Here is a 10,942-nt window from a genome sequence, read left to right on the forward strand (position 1 = left end):
TGGCTCACCTCCTGGGGAGCAGCAAAGAACGGTGCCAGTCATAGAACGCGGGCAGTACGGCACGCAATACACGGAAGGCCGATATTCCACCGCGGACGGTGCCGATGCGGACGAGCTCGTGCTCCGGAGCGTCCACGATCACCCGGACGGCCGCAACGGCGCGGTTCGCGCCGCGGGTGGCGGTCCACAGGGTGGCCGCGGACTCCATGTCGACGGCGACGGCGCCCGTGGCGCGCAGCCGCGCGCGCTCCTGGCCGCGGACGACGTGGTCGGATCCGGTCAGAGCGCCGGTGTGCACGGTACGGCCGGGCACGGCCCGCGCCAGTGCCTCGGCGAGCAGGGCGGTCCCGGTGCACGGGACGCTCCCCCGCGGGTCCCCGGCCGCCGCGGCGACGACCAGGTCGCCGGGGTGCATGCCGGGGACGAGCCCCGCGCAGAAGCCGGTCGCCAGGACGGCGGCCCGGTCCATCCCGGGCCGCTCCAGCGCGCGGCGAACGGCCCGTTCGGCCGCCCGCGGCCCCATCCCGGTGCGCAGGATGGCGTAGGAGGCCGGCCGTTCGCCGCGTCCGCCCCGGTCCGCGCTGCGCAGCGCCGTGCGCTCGATCCGCAGTGCGCAGGCGACCAGCAGGGGATCGGGGTTGCCGGGCCGGTCCCCCTCGCCGCCGCCTGTGCCGGCGGGCATCAGGACTTCCCGGCCGGGCCGGTACGCGCTCCGGCGGGGGCGAACGGTTCTCCGTACAGGTAGCGGCCCAGCGCGGTGAGGGGGAACACCTGCCGGTACAGGTGGTAGTTGATGGAGAAGTCCCAGGGGAAGCCGGTGCCGGTGAAGTGGGGCTCGTCCCAGGAGCCGTCCTCGGCCTGCGTGCGCACCAGGTGGGCGATGCCCCGTTCGACGGCGTCGCCGTCCCGCTCACCGGCCGAGAGCAGGGCCATCAGGGCCCACGCGGTCTGGGAGGGGGTGGAGGCGCCCTTGCCGGCCCACGAGCGGTCCTTGTAGGAGCGCTGGTCCTCGCCCCACCCGCCGTCCTCGTTCTGTACGGATTCCAGCCAGCGCACGGCCCGCCGGACCGCCGGATGCCCCGGGGCGATGCCCGCGGCGGTGAGGGCCGGGACCACCGAGCCGGTCCCGTAGACGTAGTTGGTGCCCCAGCGGCCGAACCAGCTCCCGTCGGGCTCCTGCTCGGCGAGGAGCCAGGCGACGGCGCGCCGGGTCCGCGGGTCGCCGGCCCGGCCCTCGAAGGCGAGCATCTCCACCACGTGGGCGGTGACGTCGGCCGAGGGCGGGTCGATGACCTCGCCGAAGTCGCAGAAGGGCAGACGGTTGGGGAAGGGGCTGGTGTTGTCGGCGTCGAAGGCGCCCCAGGCGCCGTTCTTCGACTGCATGCCGAGGTTCCAGGACACCCCGCGGGCGATGGCGGCCTCCACCCGCGCCGGATCGGGGTGCTTGACGCGGCGCAGCGCGAGGACGACCTCGGCCGTGTCGTCGATGTCGGGGTAGGTGTCGTTGTGGAACTCGAACGCCCAGCCGCCGGGGGCGAGCCCGGGGCGGCGTACCGCCCAGTCCCCGCTGCGGACGACCTCCTCGCCGAGCATCCAGTCGGCTGCCTTGACGAGCGCCGGGTGGTCGGGGCGCAGGCCCGCGTCGGCCAGGGCGATAGCGGCGAGGCAGGTGTCCCAGACCGGTGACTGGCAGGCCTCGACCATCCGGGCGCCGTCCTCGCGCCACACCGTGAACCGGTCCAGGGATTCCAGCCCGGCGCGCATCACGGGGTGGCCGAGGTCGTAGCCGAGCAGGTGCAGGGCGATGACGGAGTACACGGCGGGCGGCTGGATGCCGCCCCAGCAGCCGTCGTTCTCCTGGCGCTCGATGATCCAGCGGGCGGCGGCGGCCATCGCCGCCTTGCGCAGCCGGCGCGGGGCGAAGCGCCGGTAGGCGTGCAGGACCCTGTCCACCCGCTGGAACGCACCGTCCCAACTGGTCAGCGGGGCGCGCCGTCTGGCGGGGTTCGGTACCTGTGCATCGGTGTGGAGCTCGTCCAGGGCGAAGGGGGCGGGGCGGACGGGGCGCAGGGCGGAGACCACGGTGAGCGGGACGATGGTCTGGCGGGCCCAGCAGCCGAAGTCGTAGATGTTCAGCGGCACCCAGGGCGGCAGGAACAGCAGCTCGGGCGGGAGTTCGGGCAGGTGGTCCCAGTTCCACCAGCCGAAGAGCGCCAGCCAGATGCGGGTGAAGACCCGGGCGGAGGCGATCCCGCCGTGGGCGCGGACCCAGGCGGAGGCGCGGGCCATGTGCGGTGCGCCGGGCGCGTCACCGGCCAGGCGCAGGGCCACGTACGCCTCGATCGTGGCGGACAGTTCGGGCGGGCCGCCGTGGAAGGTCGCCCAGGTGCCGTCGTCGCGCTGCTCGCCGCGGATGAAGAGGGCGGCGGCGTGGGTGGTCGCCTCGTCGCGGATGCCGAGGAACTGCCGGAGCAGGAGGTCCTCGGCGTCCATGGTGACGTTGGTCTCCAGGTCGCCCTTCCACCACCCCTCGGGGTCCTGGCGCTCCAGCAGGTTCCGCGTCGCCCGCAGGGTCGCCTCGTACGCGGCCAGGTCGGCCGGGTCGGCGGGCGCGGGCTGTCCGGGGAGGGAGGGGCCGTCCGGCCGCTCGCGGCCGTCCGCCGGGGGCAGGAGGAGGTCCGCGGTGATCCGGGCCGTCATCGGCGTCCCGGTCCGTGTGGTGGCGCGCCCCGCCGGCTGGCCGCCGGGGGGCGCCGTGCGGGGCCCCCCGCGCAAGGGCGCCTCCGCGAGGGCACTGGCGGTGGCCGTCGCCGTCGTGGTGGTGCCCGTGGCCGTACCCGCATGCGCGTGGATCCCGCCGCCGCCGGTGTCCGGCCCGTCGGCGGCGAAACCCGGCGGGGCGCTGCCCGCCGCTCCCCGGCCCGCCGGCCCCCTGCCCTGCTGCGCCGGGGCCGCAGCTGCGGCGGGTCCGCCCACACGGACCCGGATGGCACCCGCCTCCCCGCCGCCCGCCCGGGCGGGCGCGGACGGTGCCGGGCCGCCGGCGTGGCCGGGCCCGGAGAGGCCGGGGCGCGGCTGCGCACCGGTCCCGTTGCCGGCGCCGGCGCTCTCGGCGCTGCCGTCGGTCGTCGCTGTCATGGCTTCCCCTTCGAACAGTGTGTCCTCTGCTGTGCTGGGGTCTGCCGTCGGCCGGTGCCCGCCCTGTCAGGCAGGGGCGCCGGCCGGCGACTCGCGAGTCATATCCTCGATCGGGTGGCGATCACCGCTTGCGCACGACGACGAAGTCGGCCAGGGCCACCAGCTGGTCGCGGACCCGCTGCGGCATGTCGACGTCGTCGAGGGCGCGGATCGCGACGGCGTGCTGGCGGCGGGCCTCGTCGGCGGTCCACTGCCGGCCGCCGGCCGCCTCGATGAGCGCCGCTCGGGCCGCGAACTCCTCCTCGGAGAAGTTCTCGAAGTCGTTGCTCTTGGCATCGGCGGCCAGCAGCTCGGCGAGCTCCTCGCAGGCCGGTCCGCCGGCCGCGAGGGCGGCGACGACCGGAAGGGACTTCTTGCGCTGGCGCAAGTCGCTCCAGGTCTGCTTGCCGGTGGCCTCCGGATCGCCCCAGATGCCGAGCAGGTCGTCCACGGCCTGGAAGGCGAGACCCAGGTGGTAGCCGTACTCCTCCAGCTTGTCGGCCGTACGGTCGTCCGCGCCGCCGAGGACGGCGCCGATGGAGACCGCGCAGGCGAGCAGCGCGCCGGTCTTGTTGCCCTCCATCTCCAGGCACTCCTCGACGCTGACGCGTTCGCGGTGCTCGTAGGAGATGTCCTGCGCCTGGCCGTCGATGAGCCCCCGGCTGGCGGTGGTCAGCCGGCGCGCCGCGCGGCCCGCCTCGACGGTGCCCAGCTCCAGCAGGACCTCGTTGGCGAGGGCGAAGAGCGCGTCGCCGACGAGGATGGCCTGGGCCGGACCGTGCACCTTCCACACCGTGTCGCGGTGGCGGCGCTGCTCGTCGCCGTCCATCAGGTCGTCGTGCAACAGCGAGAAGTTGTGCACGAGTTCGACGGCGACGGCGCCCGGGATGCCGACCTCGGCGGCGACACCGGCGGCTTCGGCGGAGAGCAGCGCGAGGGCGGGCCGCACGGCCTTGCCGCCGTCGCCGTCGGCCGGGTTGCCCTGGGCGTCGATCCAGCCGAAGTGATAGGCGGCGACGGTGTCCATCGGCGCCGCGAGCCGCTCGACGGCGGCGCGGAGAGCGGGCGTCGACAGCGTGCGGCCGCGCTCCAGGAGGGCGATCGTGTCGGCCTTCTCCACTCCCCCGCCGGCCGTGCCCACAGTGGCATCCGCGTTCTCGACAGCCGGATTCCCCGGGTTCACTGGCTCTCCTCTTGTTCCTGTACGTGCTGTGCCGGTCGTGCTCGTGGTCGTCGTCATGCCGCCTCCTGCAGAGGGTGTTGGCGGGGGCGGCCGAGTGCGGCGAGCGCGGCGTGGGCCGCGTTCAGTCCGCTGCGGACGGCGCTCTCCATGGTCGCGGGCCAACCGGTCGCAGTCCACGCACCGGCCAGGTAGAGCCCCGGCGTGTCGGTCCGCGCGCCGGGGCGCAGCCGGCCGACGCCGGGCGTGGGGGCGAAGGTGGCCGTCCGCTCCCGGGTCACGAAGAAGTCCCGTACCTTGGCGCCGCGGGCGGCTGGCAGCAGCCGTTCCAGCTCGGGCAGGTACTTGCCGCGCAGCAGGGAGACGGGCTCGTCGATGTCGTCCTGGGCGACGGACTGGGACAGCGCGAGGTACTGGCCGCCGTCGGTGAGTCCGGAGGCGTCGGTACGGTCGAAGACCCACTGCACCGGGGAGCCCAGCGCGGCGAAGAAGGGCTGCTTGAGCACCTTGCGGTCGTAGACGACATGGACGTTGAGGATGGGCGCGGTGCCGATGTCGAGGAGCTTGTCCGGATCGGCGAGCGCGCCCGCGGGCAGCAGCCCGTGGGCCTCGCGCTGGGGCACGGCGAGGACGACGGTGTCGGCGGGAATCGTCTCCTCCTCCGTCCGGACGAGCCAACCGCCGCTCTGCGTACGGGAGATGTTGGTGACGCGGGTGCGCAGTGCGGTCCGCACCCCGGCCGCGTCGAGCGCCTTGCGGGCGAGGCTGTCGTGCAGGTCGCCGAGCGGTACGCGGGCCCAGCCGATGTCGGCGGCGCCGTTCTCGGAGAGCAGGCCGGTCTTGAAGACCATGGCGGCCAGGCCCAGCGAGGACTGCTCGGCGGTGGCGTTGAGCGTGGCGATGCCGACGAGGTCCCAGAGGGCTTCGATGGTGCGGGCGGACTGGCCGTAGCGGCCGAGCCAGGTCGCGAAGTCCAGGCCGTCCAGTGCCGGGTCGGCGGGGTCGAGCCGGCGCAGCGCGAGGGCGGCGCGGCCGACACGCGCGCGCTCGGCGAGGGAGAGGTGCGGATAGCGGGCCAGGGATCCCGCCAGGTGCAGGGGCACGGGCAGGGCGCTGCGGCGCAGCCGTCCCAGGCGCGGGCCGCCGGGGTGGGCGACGTCGAGGACGGGCACGTCGAGCCGGCGCTGGAGCGGGGCCAGTTCCGCCCCGCGGACGCGGTCCAGGAACCAGCGGTAGGCGGTGCAGCAGCGCAGGTAGACGTGTTGGCCGTTGTCCACGGTCAGCTCGCCGCGCTTGAAGGAGAAGGCGAGCCCGCCGAGCCGGGGGCGGCCTTCGAGGAGGGTGACCTCGATCCCCGCGTCGGCGAGTTCGAGGGCGGTGGTGACGCCGGCGAGGCCGCCGCCCACCACGACGGCGTGGCCGCCCCGGTGGTCGCTGCCGCTCATGAGCCCTCCCCCTGTGTCTGGTTGCCGGCCCATCCGGCCGGCCGGTGCCGTACGGGGCGCGCGGTCCGCCCGGCGCGGGTACGGCCCTGGTGGACAGACGCCGCCCCCGGCCGGCGGGTTGCCCGCACCGTGCTCGGGACCGGCGCGCGGCGGCCCGCACGCACGGGACGCACGGGAGCGTACCGCCGCGCCGGGGCGGTCGTCCGGTGGTCCATCAGGCCCGCCTCCGGTTGCTCTGGCGGGAGATGGTCCGCGCGTCGAGGCCGGAGAGCCCGCGCACGGCGACGTACGCCTTCTCGTGCGGCGGCAGGGAGACGCGCCCGCGCAGGACCGCCTCCGGCTCGCGCTCGATGCGGTCGAGAAGGCGGCGGTAGATGCCGGCCATGGCCGCCACGCAGGCTCCGCTGCGCCGGTCGAGCATCGGCAGGAGCCGGTAGCCCTCGGCGAACAGGGCCCGGGCGCGGCGGACTTCGTGATGGACCAGTCCGGCGAAGTCGGCGCCCGCGGGGGCCCGGTCGTGTCGGAAGGCGTCCGTGCAGCCGAATTTGGCGAGGTCCTCGGCGGGCAGGTAGGTCCGTCCGTTGGCGGCGTCCTCGCGGACGTCCCGGAGGATGTTGGTGAGCTGCAGGGCGAGGCCGAGCGTGTCGGCGTACTCCGCGGCGCGCGCGGCGCCGGCCGCTGCGGGCCCGGTGGCGGGCGCCGTCCCGAACACGCCGAGCGAGAGCCGTCCGATGGCCCCGGCCACGCAGCGGCAGTAGGCCTTGAGGTCGTCCCAGGTCTCGTAGGTCTCCCCGCGCACGTCCATCAGGACGCCGTCGATGAGTTCGTCGAGGCCGCCGAGCGGGATCGGGAAGCGGCGCGCGGCGTGCGCGAGGGCGACGGCAACGGGGTCGGTGTCGTCCTCGTCGATCTCCTCGGCCCGGATCCGGCCGAGCAGGGTGCGGGTCTCCTCCAGCCGGGCCAGCTTCACCTCGGGGGCCAGCGTGCCGTCGCCGATGTCGTCCACCCGCCGGGAGAAGGCGTACAGCGCGGACATCGCCTGCCGCTTGTCGACGGGCAGCAGCCGGATGCCGTAGGCGAAGTTGCGCGCCTGCGCGCCGGTGACGGCCTCGCAGTAGCTGTAGGCGGCCAGGACCGGTGCGGACGGCGCGTACGGTACGGACGTGTGTGCGGGGCCCTCCACGGTCGGGCTCACCCCTTTCTCGGCGCTGTGCGCAGGACGGCGGCCACCTCGCGGAGCAGGCCGCCCTTGGTGGGTTTGGGTGGGCCGGGAAGCACGTCGAATCCCGCGCCGGCGACCGCGTTCAGGGCGGCGCGCCCTCCTCCCACGAAACCCGCGAGCAGCAGCCGGAGCCTGCCGTGCACGCTGCCCACGAGCGGGATCCCCTCGTCCAGGAGCTCGCGTGCCCGTGCGGTTTCGAACGCGACCAGCGAGCGTACGGACGCGCCGGCGCTGGCGGCCTTGAGGTCGGGCTCGCCGACGTGGAAGCGCCCCATGTCCTCGGCGGGCAGGTAGATCCGGTTCCGGCCGAGGTCCTCGGCGACGTCCTGGAGGTGTTCGGCGATCTGCAGGGCGGTGCAGACGGCGTCGGAGCGGCGGATGCGCTCGGGGGTGCTCGTGCCGGTCAGGGCCAGTACGAGGCGCCCCACCGGGTTGGCGGAGAGCTCGCAGTAGGCGAGGAGTTCTCCGTACGTCTCGTAGCGCGCGACCCGTTGGTCCTGCCGGTTGGCCTCGATCAGTGCGAGGAAGGGCGCCGGAGTGAGGCCGTGGGTGCGGGCGACGGGCAGCAGGGCCCGTACGAGGGGGTGTCGCGGCAGCCCGTCGGTCCTCCCGAACACGCGCCGCAGGTCGGCCTCCAGGGCGTCGAGCAGGGCGAGCCGGTCGTCCGCCGCGGCGGGGTCCAGTCCGAGGAGCACGGCGTCGCGGCCGCCGGGGGCGAGGTCGCCGTCGCCGATGTCGTCGACGAGGCGGGCGTACCCGTAGACCGCCATCAGGCCGTCGCGCCAGGCGCGGGGAAGGAACGCGGGGGCGACGGGAAAGTTTTCGGCCGATGCCTTGGCGAGGGTGGCGCGCGTGTGGAGCGTGTCGGACAGAGGGCGGATGCCGTCCCCCCGGGTCACCGCCCGCCGCCCGGGGCGGGGACGGCCGTCGTGCCTGGGGGCCGGAGAATTCCCGTAGCCATTGCCGTCACATCTCCCGTTCTACACTGCCGACCCAATACATCCTATTTCGGACACGCCGCCTGGGTTTCCCCGGGGTGACCCTGGGCCGTTCACCTGCGGTGAATCGTCCCCTCTTGCCGCGATTGAGGACTGCTTCAGCTTACGCTGTACAACGCCGCGGAAGCCGCCTGGGTATTCGCCGCGCCACCGAATGTCGCCGGGGAACCGGACGGACATGCCGAGGCCCCCGCCGCTGAGCGGCGGGGGCCTCGGAGCCGGGCCGGGGCGCCCGGCCCGGCGGTCAGCCGTTGGACGCCTTCTCGTACGCCGAGACGACTTCCTCCGTGGGCCCGTCCATGAGGAGTTCGCCCTTTTCCAGCCACAGCACCCGGTCGCAGGTGTCACGGATGGACTTGTTGTTGTGGCTCACCAGGAAGACCGTGCCGGCCTTCTCCCGCAGTTCGCGGATGCGGTTCTCGGAGCGCACCTGGAAGCTGCGGTCACCCGTGGCCAGGGCCTCGTCGATCATCAGGACGTCGTGGTCCTTGGCCGCCGCGATGGAAAAGCGCAGACGCGCGGCCATGCCGGAGGAGTAGGTGCGCATCGGCAGGGAGATGAAGTCGCCCTTCTCGTTGATGCCCGAGAAGTCGACGATCCCCTGGTAGCGCTCCTTGATCTGCTCACGGCTCATGCCCATCGCCAGACCGCCGAGGACGATGTTGCGCTCACCGGTGAGGTCGTTCATCAGCGCCGCGTTGACACCCAGCAGCGAGGGCTGGCCGTCGGTGTACACCTTGCCCGCCTCGCAGGGCAGCAGCCCCGCGATGGCGCGCAGCAGAGTCGACTTGCCGGAACCGTTCGATCCGATCAGACCGATGGCCTCGCCGCGGTACGCGGTGAAGGTGACGCCGCGCACGGCGTGGACCCGGCGCACGCCCGGTGCATCGCCCTTGCCCCGGCGGATTATCTTGCTGAGCGCGGCGGTGGCGCTGCCCTTGCCGGAGCTGCCGGTGTTGACGCGGTAGACGATGTGCACGTCGTCCGCGATGACGGTGGGGACGCGCCCCTGGGTGTTCTCAGCCACGGCCGTACCGCTCCTCAGCCTTCCAGAAATACACGAAGCCGCCGAGGCCGATGACGACGGCCCAGCCGACAGCGAACGCCCAGACGTGCGGCGGCAGGTTCTCCGCGCCGTATTTGTCGATCAGCGCGAACCGGATCAGGTCCATGTAGATCGCCGCCGGGTTCCACTGGAGCGCATCGGCGATCCACTGGGGCCTGTCCTTGAGCATCGTGCTGATCGAGAACATGACGCCGGAGGCGTACATCCACGTACGCGTGACGAACGGCATCAGCTGCGCGAGGTCGGGGGTCTTGGAGCCCGCCCGCGCGAAGACCAGGGCGAGACCGGTGTTGAAGACGAACTGCAGCACCAGCACCGGGACGACCAGCAGCCACGACAGCCGCGGGAAGTTCCCGAAGGCCATCACCACCACGAACACGACGATCATCGAGTACAGCAGCTGCTGGAGCTGCTGCATCGAGAACGAGATCGGCAGGGAGGCGCGCGGGAAGTGCAGCGCGCGGACCAGGCCGAGGTTCCCGGGGATCGCGCGGACACCCGCCATCAGCGAGCTCTGGGTGAAGGTGAAGACGAAGATGCCGATCACGAGGAAGGGGATGTAGACCCCCTTCGGCATGCCGCGGTCCGCCTTGAGGATCAGCGCGAAGATCAGCCAGTAGACCAGGGCGTTCAGCAGCGGGGTCGCCACCTGCCAGACCTGTCCGAGCTTCGCCTGGCTGTACTGCGCGACCAGCTTGGCCCGGGAGAAGGCCATGATGAAGTGGCGCCGACCCCAGAGCTGCCGCACGTACTCGCCCAGACGGGGCCGTGCGCCGCTCACGGAGAGGCCGTACTTCCTGGCGAGCTCCGCGGGGCTCAGCCCCGCGTCGTCGGACGGCGGCCTGCTCGTGGCGAGGGCGCCGTCGTGGGTTGTGTCACTCACAAGTTGAAACTTTCGTCTTCAAGATGCGGCAGGAGGGGCATCAGGCTGGTGGCGCGAGGCCCGTGATCGCGCCATGTTCCCAGACGCGGGCCTGTCAGATGACAGGTGGTCGACCCAGTCGGGTCAACCGCCAGACCGTACGCCATCTCATCGGGCGGCGGGGACCGCAGGGAGTGGTCCACCCCTCCCTGAATCCGCCGAACCAGGCCTTCAGCGCCGGTCCGGAGGGCCTGCGCAGGAGCGTCAGCAGGAGCCAGACGCCCAGGTAGACCGGGACCAGCGGTGCGGGCAGGTTGCGGCGGGCGAGCCACACCCGGTTACGGGCCACCATACGGTGGTAGACCGCGTGCCGGGAGGGGGCGGTCTTCGGGTGCAGCAGCACCATGTCCGCCCGGTAGTCGATCAGCCACCCCGCGTCGAGCGCCCGCCAGGCCAGGTCGGTCTCCTCGTGCGCGTAGAAGAACTCCCCGGGCAATGCTCCGACCTGCCCGAACACCGTCGTGCGGACGGCGTTCGCACCGCCCAGGAAGGTGGTGACGCGCGAGGAGCGCATCGGGTCCGAGGCGCGCAGCCGCGGCACGTGGCGGCGCTGGGTCTCGCCGGTCTGCGGATCGGCGATGCGGAAGCTGACGATCCCGAGCCTGGGGTCCTCGGTGAATGCCTGCCGGCACAGCTCGGCGGTGTCGGTGCGCTCCAGGAGGCCGTCGTCGTCCAGGAAGAGCAGCACGTCGACGTCGCTGCCGCCGGGCCCGAAGGCCTCGATGCCGACGTTGCGCCCGCCGGGGATGCCCAGGTTCTCGGGCAGGTCGACGGTGCGGACGCCCTCGGGCAGCCCGGTGACCCGCACGCCCTGGCCCACCACGACGACCTCGACGGGGTCGCCCTCCTGGCGGGCCACCGAGTCGAGGAGCGCCTTGAGCTCGTCGGGCCGGTTGCCCATGGTGATGATCACGGCGCCCAGCCGCAGCGGG

Annotated in this window: 9 protein-coding genes; all 9 read right to left on the reverse strand. The window is 73.4% G+C overall.

Features of this window, described 5'->3' with window-relative positions; all coding sequences use genetic code 11:
• Positions 1-4 precede the first annotated feature (4 nt).
• The gene (locus tag AMK16_RS04695) at positions 5-682 is read right to left on the reverse strand and encodes a phosphorylase family protein (RefSeq protein ID WP_073908891.1); all 678 of its coding nucleotides are present in this window, start codon (positions 680-682) and stop codon (positions 5-7) included.
• Positions 682-2,700: a squalene--hopene cyclase gene (shc, locus tag AMK16_RS04700; RefSeq protein ID WP_079191387.1), complete on the reverse strand. Its 2,019-nt coding sequence runs from the start codon at positions 2,698-2,700 to the stop codon at positions 682-684. The genes AMK16_RS04695 and shc overlap by 1 nt, the downstream gene beginning before the upstream one ends.
• A gap of 559 nt (positions 2,701-3,259) precedes the next feature.
• Positions 3,260-4,360, reverse strand: a complete 1,101-nt coding sequence (locus AMK16_RS04705; RefSeq protein ID WP_073908893.1) for a polyprenyl synthetase family protein — start codon at positions 4,358-4,360, stop codon at positions 3,260-3,262.
• A 53-nt stretch (positions 4,361-4,413) separates the two neighbouring features.
• Positions 4,414-5,802, reverse strand: coding sequence for a hydroxysqualene dehydroxylase HpnE (gene hpnE / locus AMK16_RS04710; RefSeq protein WP_073908896.1), 1,389 nt, complete (start codon positions 5,800-5,802; stop codon positions 4,414-4,416).
• 214 nt (positions 5,803-6,016) lie between these two features.
• Positions 6,017-6,997, reverse strand: a complete 981-nt coding sequence (gene hpnD / locus AMK16_RS04715; RefSeq protein WP_073908899.1) for a presqualene diphosphate synthase HpnD — start codon at positions 6,995-6,997, stop codon at positions 6,017-6,019.
• A complete protein-coding gene (gene hpnC, locus AMK16_RS04720; protein WP_199885341.1) occupies positions 6,994-7,923 on the reverse strand; it encodes a squalene synthase HpnC in 930 nt (309 codons plus the stop codon). The genes hpnD and hpnC overlap by 4 nt, the downstream gene beginning before the upstream one ends.
• Before the next feature lie 343 nt (positions 7,924-8,266).
• The gene (locus tag AMK16_RS04725) at positions 8,267-9,049 is read right to left on the reverse strand and encodes an ABC transporter ATP-binding protein (protein ID WP_073908901.1); all 783 of its coding nucleotides are present in this window, start codon (positions 9,047-9,049) and stop codon (positions 8,267-8,269) included.
• Positions 9,042-9,971 carry an ABC transporter permease gene (locus AMK16_RS04730; RefSeq protein WP_073908905.1) on the reverse strand — a complete coding sequence of 310 codons (930 nt, stop codon included), beginning with the start codon at positions 9,969-9,971 and terminating at the stop codon, positions 9,042-9,044. Before AMK16_RS04730 ends, AMK16_RS04725 begins: the two co-directional genes overlap by 8 nt.
• 94 nt (positions 9,972-10,065) lie before the next feature.
• The gene (locus tag AMK16_RS04735; RefSeq protein WP_443333537.1) at positions 10,066-10,911 is read right to left on the reverse strand and encodes a glycosyltransferase family 2 protein; all 846 of its coding nucleotides are present in this window, start codon (positions 10,909-10,911) and stop codon (positions 10,066-10,068) included.
• Between the last annotated feature and the right edge of the window lie 31 nt (positions 10,912-10,942).

Origin of the sequence: Streptomyces sp. CB00455 (genome assembly GCF_001905445.1) — a bacterium.
Taxonomy (GTDB): domain Bacteria; phylum Actinomycetota; class Actinomycetes; order Streptomycetales; family Streptomycetaceae; genus Streptomyces.

Excerpts from the sequence above, each read along its gene's own strand:
- AMK16_RS04695 (WP_073908891.1), bottom strand. The coding sequence starts at position 682 with ATGCCCGCCGGCACAGGCGGCGGCGAGGGGGACCGGCCCGGCAACCCC.
- shc (WP_079191387.1), bottom strand. The coding sequence starts at position 2,700 with ATGACGGCCCGGATCACCGCGGACCTCCTCCTGCCCCCGGCGGACGGC.
- hpnE (WP_073908896.1), bottom strand. The coding sequence starts at position 5,802 with ATGAGCGGCAGCGACCACCGGGGCGGCCACGCCGTCGTGGTGGGCGGC.
- AMK16_RS04735 (WP_443333537.1), bottom strand. The coding sequence starts at position 10,911 with ATGGGCAACCGGCCCGACGAGCTCAAGGCGCTCCTCGACTCGGTGGCC.